This is a genomic window from Bacillota bacterium (genome assembly GCA_033549065.1).
In the GTDB taxonomy this organism is placed as follows: Bacteria; Bacillota; Dethiobacteria; order DTU022; family DTU022; genus JAWSUE01.
Window position 1 is genome coordinate 173770 of sequence record JAWSUE010000002.1, and the last position, 22492, is coordinate 196261.

Sequence of the window (22492 nt, forward strand, 5' to 3'; positions counted from 1 at the left end):
GCTTTAAATCGTCAACTTATTTTTGTTAAAAAGCTGAACATGATATGATAAAGGAAAAGAAGAAGAGGAGAAACCGATGATTTCCCCTGGTTCAGATTTTCAGGACAGAAGAGCGGTTATTGTTTCCAACAGGCTGCCGGTAACCGTTACCAGAAAAGGTGGGATAATAAAAGTCGCACCCAGCGTGGGCGGGCTCGCTACCGGTTTGTCATCTTTTCATCGAAGCAATGACGGATTATGGGTCGGCTGGCCCGGATTCAGCCCCGGAAGCCAGGCGATACAGGAAGAAACTGAGGAAATACTCCGCAATGAACAAAACTGTGTTCCTGTTTACCTCTCTGCATCTGACCTTAAAAAATATTATAATGGCTTCAGCAACGGAACTCTTTGGCCTCTCTTTCACTATTTCACAACATACTGCTCGTATAAGATCTCAGAATGGGAAGCCTACAAAAAGGTTAATCAAATGTTTTGCCGCAGGTTAAAAGAAGTGGTCCAGCCCGATGACATGGTATGGATTCATGACTACCATTTACTCCTTCTCCCGGAACTCCTGCGCCGGGAAGTGCCTGATGTGACCATCGGATTTTTTCTACATATTCCCTTCCCTTCCATGGAAATCTTCCGTCAACTGCCCTGGAGAGAAGAGATCCTGAACGGGATGCTCGGGGCCGACCTGATCGGCTTTCACACTTACGATTACACCCGGCATTTCTTGAGCTGTCTGCTGCGAATACTGGGTAAGGAGCAGTCATACGGGAAACTGGTTGTTGATAACCGAATGATCACGGTTGATACTTTTCCCATGGGGATCGATACAGAAAAATTCGCTTCAGCATCTGCATCTCCGGCAGTATCTATTAAAAAGGAGCATCTCCTGAAAAAAGTTAAAACAGAAAAAATCATTCTCTCCGTCGACCGTCTTGATTTCTCAAAGGGAATTCCGGAACGGCTTAAAGCTTTTGAACTCTTCCTTGATCAATACCCGCAGTGGCAGGGGCGGGTAACCTTCATCATGCTCTGTGTTCCATCCAGGACCAAGGTTAGGGAATACCGTATGTTAAAAAGCGAAATCGATGAACTGGTTGGAAGGATTAATGGCCGTTTCGATACACTGGAATGGCTGCCCATCCTTTACATGTACCGATCACTCCCCTTTGAAGAGCTGGTATCTCTATATACTTCAGCTGATCTAGCCCTCGTAACCCCCTTGCGAGACGGGATGAACCTGGTTGCCAAAGAATATCTGGCCTGTCAGAGCCATACTGCCAAAGGTGCGCTTGTTTTAAGTGAAACTGCCGGCTCTGCCGCAGAACTTGGCGAGGCTATATTGGTCAACCCGAATGACCTTGAAATGATGGCCGGAGCCATTGCCCGGGGGTTATCGCTTACGGATGAAGAAAAGAAGTATTCAATTGATACCATGGTCGACCGGCTCAACAAATATAATATATACAGATGGGCGGAGGACTTTATTACTACCCTTACCCAGACCAAGGAGAACCAGGTTAACAGCAAACAGCGTTTTATGGTTCGGCAGTATGAGAAAAAATTGCAGGAAAAATATCAGCTGGCAGACCGCAGATTATTGCTGCTCGACTATGACGGCACCCTGACCTCCATCAGGAAAAGACCGGACCTGGCCAATCCCGATGCTGAACTCATAGAGCTGTTGGCCGGATTGAAGAATGACAGTAAGAACACGGTAGTGATTATCAGCGGCAGAGACAGGGAAACCCTTACCCGGTGGCTGAGCGAAACAGGGGTTGATTTAGTTGCAGAACATGGTACCTGGCTTCGTGAATCCTCCTGGGAATCCTGGAAACCGACTATCGAAGGGCTGACAGACGATTGGAAACAAAATGTTCGGCCTATACTCGATCAATTCAGTATCAGGACGCCAGGCTCATTCATCGAAGAAAAGGCGCATGCCCTGGTTTGGCATTACCGAAAATCAGACCCCGCGCTCGGTGACCTGCGGGCCAAAGAATTAAATGATGCTTTACACGACATTCTCTCAGGGACTGACCTTCAGGCGCTCCCCGGCAGAAAAGTATTGGAAATTAAACCGGTAGGTGTCAATAAAGGGCGGGCAGCCCAGCACTGGCTGGAAAAAGCTGACATTGCTGACAGCTGGGATTTTATCCTAGCCATGGGTGATGACCTGACGGACGAAGATATTTTTTCAATCGTTCCTGAATATGCCTGGAGTATCAAAGTCGGGTTGGCTTCGTATACCAGGGCTGGTTTCTTCCTGGAATCGCCTGATCAGACCAGGAAGTTGCTGCAAAATCTTGAAAAATCGTAGTAAGATTTAAGTGAGTGGTCGCGCTGTCTTGACAGAACACGATCATTTCCAAACGAACATACAATATATCTGGGAGTGTTGGACAATGGCAAAATACAAAAAATATCACCCAGTTGATTCCTCTGTTATTTCCCGATTTTGAAGACCTGGGTTTTCAAGTTATCACAGCTGTACAGCTTCATCAACTCGGTTTAGATCAGGTGGGTCGGATCATTAATGAGCGGGTTGGCGACAAGAAGGCGTTTTTGACCTTTGATATTGACTTTTTAGATCCTGCCTATGCCCCTGGTACTGGTACCATTGAAGTTGGTGGTTTTACCAGTTATGATACATTGTATCTTTTACGACAGACCAAAGATATCAATTATGTAGCCTGCGATGTAGTAGAGATTCTTCCGGCGTTTGACCCTACACAAATTACTGCCTATATGGCCGGATGTATTATTCACGAGTTTATTGCAATGTTAGCATATCGTAAGAAGAAAGAGCTTGAAGCGCAGAATTTTTGACCAGGTATTCCTTAGTTGCCAAAAGCCGGATAAACTAACCAAAAATATCTTCGAGTCTGATTGCCGCTACTGAAGGATAGACAAAGTCAGCATCTCCCACCCGCTCGGGAGGGCCGATACCGATCGTAGCCATTCCGGCCTGCCGGGCAGCTGCAATGCCCGCTTCCGCATCTTCCACCACGATGCACAACTCCGGTGGCACATTGAGCTTTTTGGCGGCATAGAGAAATAGATCCGGCGCCGGTTTGGTCCTTTCAACACTGCTGCCGTCGGCAATTACCTCAAAATAGGAAGCTATCCCCAGAGCATCCACCACCGTTGGGGCATTTTTACTGGCTGAGGCAAGGGCAAGCCTGAAACCTTTTGATTTTAGCTCCCGAAGCAGGTCAACTGCGCCGGGCAGTAAGTCTTTCCCGGAAACCGATTCCAGATAATCACGGTAGTAACCATTCTTGCGGGCCATTAGTTCCAGCATTTTTTCTTCAGGTAAACTGCGGCCTTTCAGGATCAATTCAAGTGAAGCCCTTCGCGAAACTCCGCGCAGTTTCTCGTTATCCTCCCTGGTGAAAGGCAGGTTTTCTTCGTCAGCGAGGCGTTTCCAAGCCCGGTAGTGATACTCTGCCGTATCGGTTATGACTCCATCCAGGTCAAAAATAAAAGCTTCTATTTTTTTCTTGATCTCTTTTCCCATACTTACACCACCACCAAAGCTTAACTTATTCAATGTGAGTTGATTTGTTGTTTCTGGCCAGCCAGTTTAAAATTGACAGTTTCGCCCTCGGACAGCGTAACCCAGGTCCCCTGGTGAGCAAAACTGATACTTTCCCCTTCCAGAAGTTTATACCTGGCCTTTCGCTTCCTTACAATTACTTCCAGCAAACAACCTCTGACTCTGATTCTGAATCGATACTGTTTAAGGTTATCAGGCATATAAGGATTAAAGCTCACAGAGCCTTCCGAAATGCGCATTCCGGCAAACCCACTGACCAGGCACATCCAGGACCCGGCCATGTTGGCCATATGAATGCCGTAGTGAGTAACCTTCATTATATTCTCCAGGTCCAGCCGCGCCGACATGAGGAAATATTGATAGGCATCTTCACAGTAGCCCAGTTCAGAGGCAACGATACTGAAGATGGAAGGGGAGAGGGATGAGTCATGAGTGGTGATCGGTTCGTAATAGTTATAATCGCGCCGTTTTTGCTCAAGACTGTAGCGCTCACTCAATAAGAGGTGGGCAAGAATAACATCCGGCTGTTTGCAGACCTGGAACCTGTAGATCACCAGGGGATGATAATGCAGAAGCAGGGGGTAGTTGTCTGCCGGTGTCGACTTAAAATCCCAGACTTCTTTATCGAGAAAGCCGTCATCCTGGGGATGGATCTGCATCACTTCATCGTAAGGAATATACATGTATTCAGCCGCCCGCTGCCATGCCTTTAACTCCTCTTCGCAAAGCTTGATTTTTTTTGCCAACTTGCTGAATTCATTTGGATGGTTTTGCTGCAGGTAACGGGCGGTTTGATAGGCATACCGAAGGTGCCACTGTGCCATCAGGTTTGTATAACAGTTATTATTGACCAGTGCGGAATACTCATCGGGGCCGGTTACCTCGTTATAGCAGAACCGGTTTCCTTTCCTGGGGACATATGTGCCCAGATCTTCCCACAAACGTGCAGTTTCAAAAAGAATTTCTGCTCCGAAATCGAGCATTAAAGAAAAATCTCCGGATATTTCAATATATCTGTGCATGGCAAAGGCAATGGCGGCGTTGATATGGTACTGTGCCGTACTGGCCGGAAAATATGATGAACCCTCTTCACCGGCAATGGTTCGCCAGGGGTAGAGAGCGCCTTTCTGATGCGATAATTCACGAGCTCTGCTGCGGGCATGATCAAGAATACTATACCGGAATTCAAGAAGCTTGCGGGCTTGCTCCGGCTTGATCGAAGTAAAAAAGGGAACCATGTAAATTTCCGTATCCCAAAAATAGTGACCGTCATATCCCTCACTGGTCAGACCCTTGGCCGGGATACCTGTTGTACCGTTGCTTCCAGACGCCTGTAAGAGGTGGAAAAGGTTAAAGCGCAGTCCCTGTTCAGCTTTTGGATCTCCTTCCAGGTAAACTCCTGCGGAATCCCAATATTTTTTGCAGTGTTCTTTCTGTTCGTCGCACAAAGATTTGAAACCGATTTTTTGCGCCTTCCCGACTGTTTCCAGGGCCATGTCAGGTATCTTTTCCGCTGGGTAATCCCGCGATGTAAAGTAAGCCACATATTTGAGCAGGGTGATCTTTTCATTTTCATTGGCAGTTAGCTGGAAAGTTGTAGTAGCCTGCTGATCAGTTCGCCCGGTATCTGCCTTGAGCAGTTTTCCACCTTTAAGCCGGTTTTCCATGGCACAGGCCATGGCCAGTTGGGAGCGGACAGTCTCCTGAATGATAACTGCCCCTGTATCCTCCAGCTTTATATCGCTTACCTGCAGACGGAGATCGCCAAGAGATGCCGAGAATCGTTGATCATATTCAACATGGGTATGGTTATCAACATTTCCGTCCAGTGAAGAACGGAGCGTAATTTGGCCGGAAAAATTTAGCGGTATAACCTGGTAGTTGAAAACAATCAGATGGCGGTGTTTGAAGGGAACCAGGCGTGTAACCGTGATCTGTACTTCCCGGCCTTCCGGAGATTTCCAAACCACCTTTCTTTCCTGACAACCCTCTTTCATGTTGAGAATTCGCCTAAAAGATAAAATGGCTCCGCTGCCGAGACTGAAGCGTTCACCATCCAGGTAAAGCTCAATAATTTTACTGTCGGTAACATTCAACAGGGTTTGGGTATTCTGCGCAAACCCATAGCCTCTTTCGGCATGGGGGATCGGCACTGATTCAAAAAAACCATTCAGGTAAATACCGCCAATCGTCCGGTCGGGATGTTCGAAAAGCCCTTCCTCGAAACTTCCCCTGATCCCGATATATCCGTTGCTAACGGTAAATAAGGTTTCACTGAGCATATTATTTTCCGGAGAGAATTTATCCTCGATAATTCTCCACGGATCAACCCTGTAAGCCGGCGGGTGTTTAAAGTTCAGCAGTTTCACAACTTAGTAAGCAAACCTCCATCTGTAATTATTTACTGTTTGAAAGGACATACTGCCAGCCGGCTTCAAAGGACTGCTTGTTAATCTCCACCAGCTTGGCCTTGATCTCCTGTTCCATCACTGTCAGCCATTTACCTTTGTCGAAGGGCATGATATGGGCCAGGATACCCAGTAGAAAAGTGTTAACCATGCGCGGGTTCGCTTTAACCGGTTCAATGGAGAGGGCGTCGACAGCAATCAGCTTTTTCACCTTGCTCCCGATCTCTTCCAGAATTCCGGTAAGATAATCCACCTGCCCGGTCAACACCGGCAGCGGTTCCAGCTCCTGGGTGTTGACGATTACTGTCCCCTTTGGTGAAAGGAAGGGCAGCCAGCGCAGGGCCTCCAGCTTTTCGAAGGAGAGCAGGATATCACCGTCCCCCTGGGGGATCAGTGGTGAGTAAACCTTTTCACTGATTCGGACATGGGTAATCACACTTCCACCCCTCTGAGCCATCCCATGGGTTTCAGCAGTTTTAACATCCAGCCCCTCGGAAATGGCCAGGGCGGCGATCACTCTCCCGGTAAGTATAGTTCCCTGCCCGCCAACACCGGCAATCAATATATCGGTCTTATTCATTATCTTCACCGGCCTCTCCTACAGGATATTTAATGGCATCAAAGCGGCATAACTGTTCACAGAGACCGCAGGCGTTACAGATTGTGCTGTTGATAATCGCCTTGTCATCTTTAAAACTGAGAGCGGGGCAGCCCAGGGCAATACAGGCTTTACAGCCGTTGCAGAGATCCTCATCAATATAGAGCGGTTCGTCAAAAGAAGTAAGCAGGAATATACAAGGCTGGCGGGCGATTATTACCGACGGCTCTTTTACTTCTATTTCAGTATTAATGACCGCACGTACCTCCTTCAGGTCAAAGGCATCGACGGCAGTTACCCGTTTTACACCAAGCGACCGACAGAGGGTTTCCAGTTCAACAGCCGGAGCGGCTTCGCCCTGCAGAGTTGTTCCGGTGCCCGGGTGTTCCTGGTGTCCGGTCATGGCCGTTATTCCGTTATCAAGAATCATCAATGTTATTGGAGCCTGGTTATAGACTGCATCAAGCAGCGGGGTGATTCCAGAATGAAGAAAGGTGGAATCCCCGATTACAGCCACTGTCTTTTCAGCAGAATCGGGATTGGCCCGGGCCATACCGAGCGCTGTTCCCACGCTGGCTCCCATGCAGATACAGGAGTCGATCGATTCCAGCGGTTTAAGAGCTCCCAGGGTATAGCAACCAATATCGCCCATTACGTTCAGCTTCAACTTGCGCAGCGTGTAGAATACACCGCGGTGTGAACAGCCGGGACACATCACCGGCGGCCGGGCCGGAATGTCGCCATCGATCTTGATCAGCTCCGGCTTGATATTATAGATTTTCTCACGGATAATCTCCACTCCCAGTTCGCCGAGAAGGCTGAATATATCTTTGCCTCTGACCGGCACATCAAGGTGCATGGCCAACAGCTGCTCTTCAAAGAAAGGATCGAGTTCTTCGATGACCAGGATTTCTTTGACCATGGAAGCGAACTGGCGGACCATTTTTTTCGGCAGCGGGTGGCTGAAACCGAGTTTCAGGAAACTTGCCTCAGGCAGCGCCTCTTTGGCATACTGGTAGGCGATACCGCTGCAGACGACTCCCAGCTCACCTGAGCCCTTTTCGATCCGGTTGAGCGGGTTCTTTTCGGCTTCAGTCTGCAGGTCAATCAGTCGCTGTTCTACTATGGGGTGACGCATGCGGGCAAAGCCGGGCAGCATAACATACTTGGCCGGATTTTTCTTGAAACCGGGAATTTCCATTTCTTCCCGCTCTCCGGGAATAAGGGTGCTCCTGGAATGGGAAATTCTCGTTGTTGTACGCAGAATTACCGGCGTATCGAAACGTTCGCTCAAGTCCAGGCCGTATTTCACAAAATCTCTTGCTTCTTCACTATCGGACGGCTCGAGCAGGGGGATCTTGGCGAAACGTGCGTAATGGCGGTTATCCTGTTCGTTTTGTGAACTGTGCATCCCCGGGTCGTCGGCGGAAACCAGCACCAATCCACCGCCCACTCCGGTGTAGGATAAAGTCATCAGCGGGTCGGCAGCAACGTTTACACCCACATGCTTCATTGCCGACAGAACCCGCGCTCCCTCCATGGATGCGCCGATGGCCGTCTCTAAGGCAGTCTTCTCGTTGGATGACCAGTTACAGTTCACCCCCGGATAACGGCTCAGGTTCTCCAGAATTTCGGTACTCGGGGTGCCCGGGTAAGCTGTTCCCACCCGCACACCGCCTTCATAAGCCCCGAGGGCGATCGCCTCGTTGCCGGTCATAATTAATCTCTTATTGCTCAAGGCTTTGATCCTCACTTTCGATTATCCTTTTTGCCTTACCGGTAGTTCTCTCCAAAGATTTTGGTTCCATTAATTTTATCTTAGGCGCCAGTGATAATGTGGAGCGCAATTTGGTGCGGATCCGCCCTTCCAGTGCTTCCAGATCTTTAAAACGATCAGTGAAGCCATCGGGGGTCAGTTCAACCTGAACTTCCATATCCCTGATAAAGCCCTTCTGCTTGTGCAGGACGAGCAGGTAGTGCGGCGATACCTCGCGGAATCCGGCCAGAACCTCCTCGATCTGTGAGGGGAAGACATTAACACCCTTGATGATGATCATGTCGTCGCTGCGGCCGGTGATATAATCCATGCGCCGGGTAGTCCTTCCGCATGGGCAGGCTTCGGCGATCAGGCGGGTAATGTCACCCGTGCGGTAGCGCAGTACCGGAAAACCTTCTTTGCCAAGCGGGGTTAGCACCAGTTCACCGGTTTCTCCGTCTTTTAGAACGTTGCCGCTGATCGGATCGATTATTTCCGGATAGTAAATATCCTCCAGGATATGCATTCCCGCCCGCTCGGAACATTCGCCTGATATACCGGGGCCGACAACCTCGGTCAGTCCGTAATTAACCGTTGCTTTCAGCTGCCACTGCCTCTCGATATCTTCCCGCATCGCCTCCGAGCATGGTTCGCCTCCGAAAAGGCCAAGCCTCAATCCGAATTCAGCCGGATCAAAACCCATGTCCCTGGCTACTTCGGCCATATAGATGGCAAAGGAAGGGGTACTGACCAACACGGTTGTCCGGAAATCCTTCATCAGTGATAGCTGGCGTTCAGTGTTTCCGCTCGAAAAAGGCACGACGGTTGCGCCCAATCTCTCCAGGCCGTAGTGCAGGCCGAATCCACCGGTAAAAAGACCGTAGCCGAAAGAGATCTGGGCAATATCGCCTGCAGTCACACCGGCCATTTCGCAGATCCGGGCCACCGCATCCGCCCAGTCATCCAGGTCGCGCTTCGTGTAACCGGCGACAATCGGCTTGCCGGTAGTTCCAGAGGAGGCATGAATTCTTAAGATCTGTTCCAGCGGAACAGCCGCCATTCCGTAGGGGTAGGCATCCCGCAGGTCTTTTTTAGTGGTAAAAGGGATGGACCTGAAATCTTCAGGTTTCCCGAAATCCTCCGGTTTCAGGCCGGCTTTCTCAAACAGCTGGTGGTAAAATGGGCTGTTGCTGTAAGCATGTTCAATAGACTGCTGAAGGCCGTTTTTCTGCCTGAGCAGACGCTCTTCAGCGGTCAGGTGATCCTTCTGCATCTGTTTCAACTCCTGTAGGTTTTAGCTGCGGTTAGAAGCTGTAAATGCGGTCACTGCCGACGAGAGGAACGTTATTTTTCTCCAGCACGGCTATGGCATCATCAATTCGCTCAACACGCATCATTATTATAGCATTATGAGTCGGTTTTTCGATAAAGGAATAGAGGTATTCAATGTTGATACCTGCTTCCTCAAGGAAAGAGAGGACTTTGGCCAGGCCGCCAGGCGTATCAGGCACCTCCATGGCAACAACCTCGGTTACCGTGGCCATGATGCCTTTGTCTTTCAACTCCTTGATGGCCTTATCGGGTTGATCGACGATCAGGCGCAGGATGCCGAAATCGGAAGTGTCGGCAATGGAAACCCCGCGGATATTGATCTCTGCCTCGCCGAGCACGGTTGCCACCCGGACCAGTCTGCCCGATTTATTCTCCAGGAAGACTGAAATCTGTTTGATCATGTAATTTTACCTCCGTAACATTCAAGTAATAACAGGGCACAAAATTAAAAATTCAATATTTAACAGGTCTTTTCCTGCCCCGGGGTGACTTTTTGTTCAGTTCTTAAGGCTTGCGCTTTATTCTCTCATACTGTAAAATGTTTCCATAGAGACCAAGGAGAGGTGTGAAGAAGATCCCTCCCAAAGCCAGATTTATACCAGCTTACCTGAAGATGAATCCTGCTGACCGGAAAAAACGTGTTGAGCGGTTTTACCAGATCATGAGCCGCTGCCGGATCTGCCCACGCGATTGTCAGATTAATCGTTTGCTTGGGGTTCGCGGAAAGTGCGGCGTTGCCGATGAGCTGGTCATCAGCAGTTATGGCCCGCATTTTGGTGAAGAGAGAGAACTGGTTGGTCCCGGCGGATCAGGCACCATCTTTTTTACCCATTGTAACCTTGAATGCTGTTTCTGCCAGAACTGGACGATCAGCCGCGGGGCAGAAGGTGGGGAGCCAATCACAATCGAAGAACTGGCTGGTATAATGATCGATCTCCAGAAACGGGGCTGCAGCAACATCAACCTGGTCAGTCCCACACCTTACCTCTACCAGATTACAGCAGCAATCGACCTCGCTGCCCAAAGAGGCCTTAACCTGCCGACAGTCTACAACTGCGGAGGCTACGAATCCGTCGAATCCCTGCGGCTTCTCGAAGGATTTATCGATATCTACATGCCCGATGCCAAGTACGGATTCGATGCAGCCGGAGAAAAATATTCTGGTGTGAAAGACTACTACACCCGTCTGAAAGAAGCCTTATTAGAAATGCAGTGCCAGGTGGGAGATCTGCAAATCGGTCCCGGCGGCCTTGCCACCCGCGGTTTGCTGGTCCGTCACCTGGTAATGCCGGAAGACCTGGCAGGGAGCGCGGAAATTGCTTGCTTCCTCGGTGAAAAAGTATCCCCAAATGTTGCGGTCAATGTGATGGCCCAGTACTACCCGGCCTACCGGGCGATGAAGTATCCCGAACTCTCAAGGCGTATCACCTCCGCTGAATTCACTGCTGCCTGTGAAGCATTCAGAAAAGTGGGGCTTCGCCTGCTCTGATCTCTTTAAATTAACCCAATTTACCTGATCCGGTTGACCCTGCCGGAAGGGCTGGTGTAGAATGATAATAAGCAAAGCCAAAGGTTTGGCTTTACTGAAATACTGAAGGAGGTAGTGCTATGGCTGGTGCTGTAAAGGAGATAACCGAATCACAATTTGAAGCAGAAGTAATGAAAGCTGAACTTCCCGTCCTCGTTGATTTCTGGGCCCCCTGGTGCGGTCCCTGCAAGATGCTCGGACCCGTGCTTGAAGAGCTGGCTGCAGATAATGACAGCCGCTTGAAAGTGGTTAAGGTCAATGTTGACGAGAACCCCGATCTGGCCCAGAAATACGAGGTAATGAGCATCCCTACCATGTTCCTCTTCAAAAACGGACAGGTGATCGACAATTTTATGGGCGCAATGAGCAAGCAGGCCTTGAACGATAAAATCAGCCAGTTTATTTAATCGATACGTAAAACCTGGACAATCCGGGCCTTCCGGGACTAATCTCACCGGTGGGCAGGAACTAGATTTCGGTTGGCGAATAACAGTTTAAATATTCCGAAAGGATGTGTTGTTAGCCATGGAACGACAGGTAATCGGCCAGGTAACCCATTTTTACAGTAAGATCGAGGTGGCCATTATCGAGCTCGAAGGCCCCCTGAAAGTAGGAGACCAGATTGCGATTGTCGGCTCGACATCCGATCTGGAACAGCCGGTCAAATCGATGCAGGTTGAACACCAGAATATCGAGGAGGCAAATGCAGGCGACCTGGTCGGCCTGAAGGTAAAAGATAAGGTCCGGGCCGGAGATACAGTTTTCAAGTTAATCTGAACAATAAATAAGTTGGAGTGTCTAACCGGGATTAACCGACTTATTTAGTACCCCAAGGTGATTTTTTGGATTTTAAGAGAGCAAATGAAACCTCGGCCTCATCTGAAGAGGCTGCAGCCGGGGTTAAAGGTGAGCAAAGAAATCAAGCCCTGATCGGGATGATCAGGGCTGTTCCAATTATGCTCGGTTACCTGCCCATCGGCTTTGCCTTCGGTGTACTTGCCGTTACAAACGGGTTAAGCATCTACAGCGCGGTGGCCATGTCAGTATTCGTTTTTGCCGGTTCATCCCAGCTTATTTCAGTAGGCATGATCGGAGCCGGTGCCGGCATAGCCGCCATAACCATGACTGTTTTTCTTGTAAACCTGCGTCACATGCTGATGAGTGCCTATCTTGCCCCCTACCTGAAGTTATTCAGCCCGCTGCAGCTCGCCCTCTTCAGTTACGAGGTAACAGACGAATCTTTCGCCGTCCATTCCGCCTATTTCCGTTGTGGCGGGATCCCTCCGGCTGCACAACTCTTTGCTCTCAATGTATCAGCCCAGCTATCCTGGGTGATCGGCACCCTGCTTGGAGCGTGGATCGGCGGTCGTCTCTCCTTTGATATCGCCACATACGGAATAGACTATGCCCTGCCGGCAATGTTTATTGCCCTGCTGGTGATGCAGATCGACGGCTTACGCCGCGCTTATATTGCTCTTCTTTCCGCTGCAATTGGCCTTACACTTTACTTGGCTGGTATGAGTCAGCTCTATATAATTGTAGCCACCGTGGTAGCTGCTGCCGTCGGTGCTGCTGTCGAATACAGGAATGAAAAGAAGGGAGTGGAGGCAACCTGATGCCTGAAATCGCCCTTTTAATCTTTCTCATGTCTCTGGTCACTTACCTGCCCCGGGTAATCCCCATGATTTTACTCTCCAGGCGCACCCTGCCCCGGGCAGTTGAACTCTGGCTTTCCTATGTCCCGGTAGCCGTCCTGGCAGCCCTATTGGCTCCCGGACTTTTCGTGCCCGATAGCCGTTTTGAACTGGCCCTGCCGGCCAACCCGGCCTTTTGGGTCTCCATCCCGCTCTTCATTATCGCCTTCCTTACCCGCAATCTTTTTATCACTGTCCTCAGTGGAATGGTTTTGATTGCAGCCTTACGTTTATTTATCTGAACTGAAAATAGGTTAGTTATATGTTGGAAAAGAATGCTAATAATTAGCAATTGACCGACAATTTACGCTTATGCTATACTAGACGAAGATTATGGTAAGGCGGATGATAGGCTGCCAAAAAGTGATCTTAATCCTCAAAGTAACCGCATCAAGTAGCACATCTAAATTTAGTTGATTTCCAGCAGCGCAGTATAATTTCTGAGTTAAACATACCATCCGTCAAGCCAAAAAATGTTCAAGGAGGAGCTCGTATGGACAAAATTGTTCGCGTCAATATGACGGACAAGAAGGTAACGGTTGAACCGGTTCCGGATAAGTACAAAGGTAAAGGTGGACGCTGGCTGACCTCTCTGATGGTATCCGATGAGGTACCGGCCGGAGCACACCCCCTGGGACCGAATAACAAGTTATTCTTCGCCCCGGGGATGGTTACCGGCACCCATGCGCCCAACTCGGGACGCATCTCGGTCGGTGGCAAATCTCCTCTCACCGGTGGGATCAAGGAAGCCAATGCCGGATCTCCCTTCCCCCAGAAATTGGCCCGGATGGGCTATGCAGCCCTGGTTCTTGAAGGCCTCGTGGAAGATGACAAACGCTGGTTGCTCAAGCTTGGATTGGACGGCGGAGAACTGCTGCCGGCAGATGACCTTAAAGACAAGGGAACTTATGAATGTGCGAAGATGTTATGGGATAAATACGGAGAAAAAACTGCCTTTTGCGTAAACGGTCCGGCCGGAGAAGCAAAAATGGCCATGGCCGGGATAGCATTTAATGACCCCGAGGGAAGGCCCGCACGCTATGCCGGGCGAGGCGGACTCGGAGCCGTTATGGGCAGCAAGGGGCTGAAAGCAATTGTTCTCGAAGATGAAAATGCCCCGGCAGTTAAGCCAAAAGATCCTGAAATGTTCAAGGCCGGTCAGAAAAAACTGGCTGATGCCATCCTTTCTCATGATGTAACCAAGAAGGGCGGAGCGCTGAACAGCTACGGTACTGCAGTGCTGATCAATATCCTCAATGAAGCAGGCGGTCTACCGACCAACAACTTCCGCACCGGCGTTTTCGACGGCGCCCAGAAAATCAGCGGTGAAGCCCTGGCCGAGGCAGCCAAGACGAGAGGCGGCGCCGGAATGATGGGTCACAGCTGCCACCCCGGCTGTATTATCCACTGCTCCAATGTCTATGCAAAGGAAGACGGCAGTGAGCATGTTTCCTGCGTGGAATATGAATCATCCTGGTCGCTCGGGGCAAACTGTGGTATCGACAATCTTGATCAAGTAGCCGAACTGATCCGGATGTGCAACGACTACGGAGTAGATACCATCGAAGCCGGCGTTACTGTCGGTGTGGCCATGGAAGCAGGTTTGGCCAAATTCGGCGACGGTAAAGGGGCCATTGAACTTTTCAGTGAGATCGGCAAGCGCAGCCCGCTTGGCCATATTCTCGGCCAGGGTGCCCAGTTCACCGGTGAAGCCTACGGCGTGACCCGCATTCCCACCGTCAAGCGCCAGGGAATGCCTGCTTACGAACCGCGTGCAGTCAAAGGGATTGGCGTAACCTATATCACCACCCCGATGGGTGCCGACCATACGGCCGGCTATACTATTGCTCCCGAAATCCTCTCTGTTGGAGGTAAGGCAGAACCGCTGTCGGCGAAAGATAAGATCGGTCTCTCCAAGGCTTTCCAGCAGACAACCGCCTTTATCGATTCCTGTGGCTACTGTCTCTTTATTGCCTTCCCCATCCTCGACATTCCATCCGGATTCGACGGGGTAGTAGAAACGGTTAACGGCATGCTCGGTACCAAGTACACCGGTGATGATGTAACCAGGATCGGTGATGAAATCCTGCGCATCGAGAAAGATTTCAATGTCAGGGCCGGAGTCGGTGGCAAAGATGCCGACCGTCCGCCCGAGTTTATGCGGTATGAAAAACTGCCGCCGCACAACCATGTCTGGGATATCCCCGACGAAGAACTCGATACTTTCTGGGATAAGTAATGAAAATAGAGGTTGTGCTCTACGCTACCCTGACCCGCTATCATCCGGAAGAGAAAGGCAATAAACCTTTCAGCGTTGAACTACCGGAAGGGGCGACAATAAAGGAACTGATTGAAAAAGTGGGAATTCAGGAAGGCGAGGCGAAGCAGGTTTTTATCAGGCACAAAAGCCGCCGACCCGATTACGTTCTTGAAGATGGTGAACGGGTGGCTATATTTCCTCCCGTAGCAGGAGGATAGGATCCGCAATAAGAGGCCCGTTGCTCTAAACCGAGCAACGGGCTTTAATATTTATCGATCCATTTAGATCTCAGATCAGGACGAATATTTTTCAAGCTTTTCTGCCACCCAAAATTTTATTACTGATTGTCTGGGTACCCCCAAGCGTTTTGCTTCCATGTCCAGAGCTTCAACCATCCAGGATGGAAAATCTACATTGACAAGTTGTATTTGTTCGTAAAAAAACCCTCCCTGGTGCAAAGGGAGGGTAAGGGTGAGGGTGAAAACTTTTTCAATCTAAATTTTTAAACTTTATATCAGGGGCAGCGCACGATCCCCTGCGACCATAAACAGTCGGCACAGGAGGGGACATTGCCCCAGCAATCTTCATTTTTATCGGCATAATCACAGGTTTTGCTTGCCGAGCAGTCCATGCATGACGGGAAGCTGTAATTCCGCACTTTATATCTGAAGCGGATGTAGTCGGGACTATTCCAGATATCATATAGATCCTGCTCGCCGATGTTGCCCAGGCTGTATTCGGAAACCTCTTTCCTGCGGTTATCAAGAATATATGGGTATGAATACATCAGGGCAAAACAGGGGGCGACCATGCCGTCCCAGCGGATTACCGCAGCGTCCTTATCAATAAAACTGCAGCGGCGGCTGCTGCCCCAGTACATCCTCGGCAGGCGCATGGAGCCCCATAATACAAAATCCTGTTCTACGGCCGGCCAGACTGCCGGTTCGGGAAACTGGAACTGCGGCTCAACGTTTTTCCAGCTCAGCGGAGCGAGTGCCCCTGAACCCATACTACGGTCTACACCTGGTACTTCATAGAGCACTTCGTTATACATCTCTTCCGAATAAGCCAGCAGGTTAGTTATCAGCACTTCCGGCGAACCGAGTTCTTTGGCCAGCATAGGAAGCTTGGCCAGTTGGTCCACGTTGCTGCGCATCATTACAAACTCCAGCCCAATTTTGGGGTTGTAAACCTTCATCTCCTGTTTCAGTCGGCGCAGGGTCTTGATATTCTCAATGACTTCTTCCAGTTGTCCGTTAACCCTGATCTTGCCGAACATATCCTGGTCCAAGCCGTCGATGGAAAAGTAGACGGCCTGCACACCGCTTTTGATCAGCTCCCGGGAAACCTCTTCTGTAACCAGGGTGCCGTTGGTATTAAAGGAAACTCGGTAGCCGTTTTCAGTCAGCCTGTGGATCATTTCCAGCGCTCTCGAATGGGCCAACGGTTCACCGAAGCCGCCGAGATGGACCCTTTCCAGATCGGGGAACTGCGTCATCTGATCCAGAAGTTTGTCGAAAAGCTTCATGCTCATTTCACCGTCAGGTGCATCGGGCCACTGCCGGCGCATGCAGGTGATACATTCGAGGTTGCAGCGGGCTGTCGGTTCCAGGTAAAGCTTCTTGAGCCCGGCCCCAATCTTGTGTAAAATTATTTCCCCGTTCCGTTCATCATAGACATAATTATCTTTCTGCATTATATGAGCAACCTCGGGAAGGGAATTGAACTTTCTTGCTACGGCCATCAACTGCACCTCGAATCACCGAACTATATATAACCAGAATGGTTATATATATTATAGCGCAATAATCCTACCAATGCAATAGTAATTATTTTAAATAACATTTTTTTTTCAATTATGTTATTATATGAACTGTATGAAAGGAGGGCAACTATGAAATTAAAGGAAAAAATTTTCATGTACCTATGGCAGGGCCGGGCCAACAACTGCAACAGCTACATCTATAAGGGAGAGAAAACAATACTTTTCGATCCGGGACACATTTTCAATGACTTCGACGAAAACTGCCTGGAACAGCTCTACAAGAAAATGGTCGAAGACGGCTTCAAGCTGGAAGATCTTGACTACATACTCTGCACCCATGGTCATCCCGATCATGTCCAGTCGGTTGGTTTGCTGCGTGAGCAGACTGGCGCCCGCTTCGGCATTCACCAGGGCGATTCCTTTATTCTTGAAGCTCTGAGCAAGCATTATGGTTCAGGCAGCGATATAGAGCTGCCTTCCCTGCAGCCGGATTTCTACCTGGAAGAAGGCCTGCTTGATATCGGTTTGAGTGACAATAACAGCGCCGACCAGATTGAAGTAATTCATACCCCGGGACATTCTCCGGGCTGTGTCTGTTTCCATCTGCCCGGTGAAAAAGCGCTGATCAGCGGTGATACCGTTTTTCAGGGCAGTGTCGGCCGGACCGATCTGCCGGGAGGCGATACAGGAACACTTGGTCAGAGCATCGAGAAACTTTCCGGGATCGAAGGCATTGAATTTGTCCTGCCCGGCCATATGGGCTACGTAAAAGGCGCAGCCATGGTCATGCAGAATTACGACCGGATCAAACGCTACTTTTTTGGCTAACCATTGCGGGGCAGGATTAAACCGGTCAACCGCGAATTATTTATTATTAAACGTACACAATAAGTAAACGTTTTAAAGCCTGTCCAGAAATCGTACACTTATTTGATTTCCATAAGGAGAAAAGCTAAATGATTTACTATAACCACCAGAGACCGACCACGCTTTTCAAGCGTTTTGAAGGCAATCCCATCATTACCCCCGATACCTGGCCCTACCCGGCAAATGCTACTTTCAATCCGGGAGCGATCAAGCATAATGGGGAAACAAAACTGCTGGTCCGGGTCGAGGATATGCGCGGTTTTTCGCACATTACTGTTGCTCGCAGCAAGGATGGTAAAAAAGACTGGAAAGTCGATAACAACCACATCCTCCTGCCCGATTCAAATTACAACGAGGAGAGATGGGGGATAGAAGACCCCCGGATCGTTTGGCTTGAGGACCTCGGTCAGTATGCTATTACATATGTTTCCTTCTCCAAAGATGGACCGGTGGTATCACTGGCCCTCTCTAAGGACCTGAAGAAATTCAAACGTCGCGGAGCCATGCTCCCCCCTGAAGACAAAGACGCATCACTATTCCCGCGGAAGATCAAGAATCGCTACATGCTCATTCACCGCCCGATAATCCGCGGTGAAGCCCATGTCTGGATCGCCAATTCACCCGATCTGATCCACTGGGGAGAGCACAGGATTCTACTGCCGGTCCGTCCGGGCTGGTGGGACAGCACACGGGTCGGCCTGGGGCCTCCGCCGCTTGAAACGAGTGAAGGCTGGCTGATCATCTACCACGGAGTGCGCATGACTGCTTCGGGCAGCCTCTATCGGGTTGGCCTGGCTTTGCTCGATCTTGATGAACCATGGAATATTATCAAGCGCAGCGATCAGTGGGTCTTTGGCCCTCATGAACCTTACGAAAGGGTCGGCGATGTGCCGGGTGTAACCTTCCCGACCGGAATAACCCATGATCCCGCCACCGATGAACTGAACATGTATTACGGAGCCGCCGACACCAGTGTCTGTGTCGCCTCCGCCAAACTGCAGGACCTGCTTGATTACCTGAAAAGCTGCAGTGATTCGAAAGAGGAGGGTTTCTGCGTCATCTGATGATGAAAATTGCGATGCTGGCCCCCATATCCTGGCGTACCCCACCCCGACACTACGGACCCTGGGAGTGGGTGGTCAGCATGCTCACTGAAGGTTTGGTCAGGCGCGGCATTGACGTTACCCTCTATGCTACGGCCGATTCTCTCACCAGGGCTAAACTCGAAGCGGTGGCGCCACGACCCTGGTCCGAGGACCCCGAGCTGGAACCGAAAGTCTGGGAATGTCTCCACATCTCGGAGGTTTTCGAAAATGCGGGTCGCTATGACCTCATCCATAACAATTTCGATTTTTTACCCTTAAGCTATTCAGGCTTGGTTAGCACACCTGTTCTGACTACCATCCACGGTTTTTCTTCTCCGCGGATTCTGCCTGTTTTCCGCAAGTACAACGGGAAGGCCCACTACGTGGCGATCAGCGAAGCAGACCGACATCCCGATCTCGATTACGCCGCAACGGTCTACCACGGCATTCCCGTTGCAGATTATCCTTTCAGCGAAAGCTTCTCGACCGCTCAGTCACCCGAAGGTTACCTGCTATTCTTCGGCCGCATTCATCACGACAAGGGAGTTTACGAATCGATCCGTCTGGCCAAGCAGGCCGGCTTACCGCTGGTGATCGCCGGGATAATTCAGGACCAAAACTATTTCGATCGTTACGTCGCCCCGTACCTCGACGATGAAACAGTACGCTACATCGGCCCGGTCGGCCCAGGTAGCAAGGGAAAGCTGCTCGGCGAAGCCCGTGCCCTGCTGCATCTGATCAATTTTGACGAGCCCTTCGGTATCAGTGTGGTAGAATCGATGGCCTGCGGCACACCGGTCATCGCCTTCAACCGAGGTTCCATGTCCGAGCTGATCGTCGACGGTGAAACCGGATTTCTGGTCGGCGATCTCGACGAAGCCAACGGCACTCTCTACAAGCTCGATAATATCGACCGCCGGAAGTGCCGGCAGCGGGTTGTAGAGAATTTTACCATCGATATCATGGTCGATCGCTACATAGAGGTCTACAGGAAGATAATCAGCTAACCACCCGGTTTGACCTTACCCTTCATATCTTTTAACTGGTATAATAGAAGATAAGAAATTCACAAGTAACTTAAGAAACCTGAAATGATCTGAAATAAGCTTCCTGATTACGGCTTCTGACTTCGATAAGTGAGGTGACCGCAATGCATCCAGGTAAGATATTACGACCGGTTAAGGTTTCATTTATCTCCACCTACCCTCCGCGCCAGTGCGGCATAGCCACCTTCTGCGGGGATCTCTTAAACAGTATTAAAGACCTTTATGTAACCGGTGATTCCGCCGGGGAGCAGAGCAATTTTGAAGTGGTTGCCCTCAATAGCGCCAACGACGACTTTAACTACGGTCGTGAGGTAACCTTTCATATCCGTGATCAGTACCGCAGCGACTACCAGCGGGCGGCTGACTTCATCAACCATTCCCCTGTTGATGCTGTCTCAATTCAGCACGAGTACGGCATTTTCGGTGGCGAAGATGGCAACTATATTATCTCGCTCCTGTCCGGCCTGAAGAAACCGGCCATCACCACTTTGCATACAGTTCTGGAAGAGCCCTCTGCCGGACAGAGACAGACCCTGATGCGTATCTGTGAACTATCGGTCTACGTGGTAGTAATGGCGCAGGCTGCCGTCGATATTCTTACCAGGGTTTACCGTGTTCCTGACGAGAAGATCCTGCTTATCCCCCACGGCGCTCCCGATGTCCCATTTCTCGATTCATCCTACTACAAAGACCAGTTCCAGGCTGAGGGGCGCAAGGTCCTGTTTACATTCGGCCTGCTCGGCCCGAGCAAGGGACTTGAATATTCTGTGGCAGCCATGGAAAATGTGGTCGAAGTCCACCCAGACGTCCTCTATATCATTCTCGGTGCGACCCATCCCGAGGTGAAGCGGCGTTACGGTGAGGAATACCGCCACATGCTGCAGAAAATGGTTCAGGATAAAGGTCTGGATAAAAACGTTGCCTTCTACAACCAGTATGTATCGGTGGAGAGGCTGGTCCAGTTCCTGGTAGCCACCGACATTTATATCACCCCCTATTTAAGCCGGGAACAGATTACTTCCGGAACGCTCGCCTACGCGCTGGCATGCGGTAAAGCGATTATCTCCACTCCCTACATCTATGCCGAAGAGCTGCTGGATAACGGCCGGGGTAAACTGGTGCCCTTCAAGGATAGTGATGCCATGGCGGAGGCTATTATCGACCTGCTCAGCGACGAGGGATGGCGTAACCGTATGCGCAAGAACTCCTACCAGTACGGCCGTCAGATGATCTGGAAGGAAGTTGGCCGCAGCTATGCTGCCGCTTTCGAGCAGGCTCGTTTCAACTTTGGTGATATGTTTATTCGCACCGTGCAGAGCACCGATGTAACAGAGAGGGCCATTCTGCCTGAAGTTAACCTAAAGCACCTGCGGAACATTACCGACGATACTGGTATCTTCCAGCATGCCCTTTTTGCCACACCGGATCGCAACCACGGTTACTGTACCGATGACAATGCCCGGGCCCTGATTGCTGCGGTGATGAACTACCGCCTGTTAAAAGATGATCAGGTTTTGCCCCTGCTCAATACATATTTAAGCTTTCTCTACCACGCCTGCAACCGGAAGAAGAAGTGGATGCGCAACTTCATGAGCTTTAACCGCAGCTGGCTCGAAGATGTTGGCTCCGAAGACAGCCACGGCCGCACCATGTGGGCTCTCGGCTATACTGTTGCCCACCCGCCAAACGATCATATTCTAGGTCTGGCTACCAGGCTCTTCAAAGAAATCGCTCATACCCCGGCTAAATTTACATCTCCCCGGGCCTGGGCCTTTTCGACCATCGGTGCCAACTACTACCTGCGCCGCTTCGGGGGAGATGCCCGGGTGCGCGACCTGATGACCGAACTGAGTGAAAAAATCTATGATCTCTTCAGGGAAAACGCCACCGAAGAGTGGTACTGGTGTGAGGATATTCTGGCCTACGACAATGCCCGTCTGTCCCAGGCTATGATCATTGCCGGCAGTTACCTTGATCATGAAGAGATGTTTGATGCAGGCATAAAGAGCCTGCAGTGGTTGATAAAAGTGCAGACCAGCCCGGAAGGGGGACACCTTTCCCTGGTCGGAAACGATGGATGGTATAAAAAAGGCGGGACAAAAGCCCGCTTCGACCAGCAGTCACTCGATGCTACGGCGATAACCGATGCTTGCTATCAAGCTTACGTGTTAACCGGTGAATCAAGCTGGCTTAAGCAGATGGAATGGGCCTTCAACTGGTTTTTCGGCAGCAACGATGTCAAGCAGCCGCTTTACGATTTTCACAGCGGCGCCTGCTATGACGGACTGCAGCCCGGCGGAATCAACCAGAACCAGGGAGGCGAATCACTGGTATCCCTGCTGCTTGCTCTACAGCGAGTCCACCTGGTCGCTCACCAGGGCCTATTCCAACAGCAGCAACAGCTAAACCTCACCAAAAAATAACACACGGGGACGGTTCTCTTGTGTCACAAAACAGCACAGGGGGACGGTTCTTCTGTGTTGACGATGACAAAGTTAAACTAATATATTATCAGACTTCTAATATATAGCTTAGGAAGCATTATAAAACTTTATGTAAAAAAAGATACGTAGACAAAGGTATTGTGAACTTCTGTAGCAAGCTTG

At 50.2% G+C, this 22492-nt stretch carries 20 protein-coding genes and 1 pseudogene; 13 read left to right on the top strand and 8 right to left on the bottom strand.

All coding sequences use genetic code 11. From position 1 onward, the window contains the following. Positions 1-76 precede the first annotated feature (76 nt). Complete coding sequence (locus SCJ97_01970; GenBank protein MDW7738811.1) at positions 77-2308, top strand: bifunctional alpha,alpha-trehalose-phosphate synthase (UDP-forming)/trehalose-phosphatase; 2232 nt, start codon at positions 77-79, stop codon at positions 2306-2308. Positions 2309-2421: 113 nt separating this feature from the next. Beyond that, the gene (locus SCJ97_01975) at positions 2422-2817 is read left to right on the top strand and encodes an arginase family protein (protein MDW7738812.1); all 396 of its coding nucleotides are present in this window, start codon (positions 2422-2424) and stop codon (positions 2815-2817) included. Positions 2818-2851: 34 nt separating this feature from the next. On the opposite strand, the gene pgmB is transcribed toward SCJ97_01975, so the two are convergent. From pgmB to SCJ97_02005, 6 genes are read right to left on the bottom strand one after another with little or no spacing between them, the layout of a single operon-like run. Beyond that, positions 2852-3541 carry a beta-phosphoglucomutase gene (gene pgmB, locus SCJ97_01980; protein MDW7738813.1) on the bottom strand — a complete coding sequence of 230 codons (690 nt, stop codon included), beginning with the start codon at positions 3539-3541 and terminating at the stop codon, positions 2852-2854. Continuing rightward, positions 3538-5916, bottom strand: coding sequence for a glycosyl hydrolase family 65 protein (locus SCJ97_01985; GenBank protein MDW7738814.1), 2379 nt, complete (start codon positions 5914-5916; stop codon positions 3538-3540). The genes pgmB and SCJ97_01985 overlap by 4 nt, the downstream gene beginning before the upstream one ends. A gap of 28 nt (positions 5917-5944) precedes the next feature. Further along, on the bottom strand, positions 5945-6535 hold the full coding sequence (locus tag SCJ97_01990; GenBank protein ID MDW7738815.1) for an indolepyruvate oxidoreductase subunit beta: 591 nt from the start codon (positions 6533-6535) through the stop codon (positions 5945-5947). Further along, complete coding sequence (gene iorA, locus SCJ97_01995; GenBank protein ID MDW7738816.1) at positions 6528-8270, bottom strand: indolepyruvate ferredoxin oxidoreductase subunit alpha; 1743 nt, start codon at positions 8268-8270, stop codon at positions 6528-6530. The genes SCJ97_01990 and iorA overlap by 8 nt, the downstream gene beginning before the upstream one ends. 10 nt (positions 8271-8280) lie before the next feature. Continuing rightward, a complete protein-coding gene (locus SCJ97_02000) occupies positions 8281-9582 on the bottom strand; it encodes a phenylacetate--CoA ligase (protein ID MDW7738817.1) in 1302 nt (433 codons plus the stop codon). Between the two features lie 31 nt (positions 9583-9613). Continuing rightward, on the bottom strand, positions 9614-10042 hold the full coding sequence (locus SCJ97_02005; protein ID MDW7738818.1) for an ACT domain-containing protein: 429 nt from the start codon (positions 10040-10042) through the stop codon (positions 9614-9616). 164 nt (positions 10043-10206) lie between these two features. Here SCJ97_02005 and SCJ97_02010 point away from each other — a divergent pair, with 164 nt between their 5' ends. From SCJ97_02010 to SCJ97_02040, 7 genes are all read left to right on the top strand, one after another. Continuing rightward, on the top strand, positions 10207-11130 hold the full coding sequence (locus SCJ97_02010; GenBank protein MDW7738819.1) for a radical SAM protein: 924 nt from the start codon (positions 10207-10209) through the stop codon (positions 11128-11130). Between the two features lie 119 nt (positions 11131-11249). Continuing rightward, positions 11250-11576 (top strand): thioredoxin, encoded by a 327-nt coding sequence (trxA, locus tag SCJ97_02015; protein ID MDW7738820.1) that lies wholly within the window; start codon positions 11250-11252, stop codon positions 11574-11576. Between the two features lie 118 nt (positions 11577-11694). Next, a complete protein-coding gene (locus SCJ97_02020; protein MDW7738821.1) occupies positions 11695-11946 on the top strand; it encodes an EF-Tu/IF-2/RF-3 family GTPase in 252 nt (83 codons plus the stop codon). Between the two features lie 65 nt (positions 11947-12011). Further along, a complete protein-coding gene (locus tag SCJ97_02025; protein MDW7738822.1) occupies positions 12012-12785 on the top strand; it encodes an AzlC family ABC transporter permease in 774 nt (257 codons plus the stop codon). Beyond that, a complete protein-coding gene (locus tag SCJ97_02030; GenBank protein MDW7738823.1) occupies positions 12785-13105 on the top strand; it encodes an AzlD domain-containing protein in 321 nt (106 codons plus the stop codon). Before SCJ97_02025 ends, SCJ97_02030 begins: the two co-directional genes overlap by 1 nt. Before the next feature lie 251 nt (positions 13106-13356). Beyond that, entirely contained in the window at positions 13357-15102 is a 1746-nt protein-coding gene (locus SCJ97_02035) for an aldehyde ferredoxin oxidoreductase C-terminal domain-containing protein (GenBank protein ID MDW7738824.1), read from the top strand. Further along, complete coding sequence (locus tag SCJ97_02040; protein MDW7738825.1) at positions 15102-15341, top strand: MoaD/ThiS family protein; 240 nt, start codon at positions 15102-15104, stop codon at positions 15339-15341. Before SCJ97_02035 ends, SCJ97_02040 begins: the two co-directional genes overlap by 1 nt. Before the next feature lie 75 nt (positions 15342-15416). Here the strand turns inward: SCJ97_02040 and SCJ97_02045 are convergent. Together SCJ97_02045 and SCJ97_02050 are read right to left on the bottom strand one after the other, a co-directional pair. Next, positions 15417-15557 (bottom strand): annotated as a pseudogene (locus SCJ97_02045) (CopG family transcriptional regulator). Between the two features lie 80 nt (positions 15558-15637). Next, complete coding sequence (locus tag SCJ97_02050) at positions 15638-16867, bottom strand: radical SAM protein (GenBank protein ID MDW7738826.1); 1230 nt, start codon at positions 16865-16867, stop codon at positions 15638-15640. A gap of 150 nt (positions 16868-17017) precedes the next feature. Between SCJ97_02050 and SCJ97_02055 the strand changes: the two genes are divergently transcribed. The 4 genes from SCJ97_02055 (at position 17018) to SCJ97_02070 (ending at position 22309) form a co-directional block, all read left to right on the top strand. Then, positions 17018-17716: an MBL fold metallo-hydrolase gene (locus SCJ97_02055; protein ID MDW7738827.1), complete on the top strand. Its 699-nt coding sequence runs from the start codon at positions 17018-17020 to the stop codon at positions 17714-17716. 128 nt (positions 17717-17844) lie between these two features. Further along, entirely contained in the window at positions 17845-18819 is a 975-nt protein-coding gene (locus tag SCJ97_02060; protein ID MDW7738828.1) for a glycosidase, read from the top strand. A 2-nt stretch (positions 18820-18821) separates the two neighbouring features. After that, positions 18822-19847 (top strand): glycosyltransferase family 4 protein, encoded by a 1026-nt coding sequence (locus SCJ97_02065; protein MDW7738829.1) that lies wholly within the window; start codon positions 18822-18824, stop codon positions 19845-19847. A 143-nt stretch (positions 19848-19990) separates the two neighbouring features. After that, the gene (locus SCJ97_02070; protein MDW7738830.1) at positions 19991-22309 is read left to right on the top strand and encodes a glycosyltransferase family 4 protein; all 2319 of its coding nucleotides are present in this window, start codon (positions 19991-19993) and stop codon (positions 22307-22309) included. Positions 22310-22492: the final 183 nt, after the last annotated feature.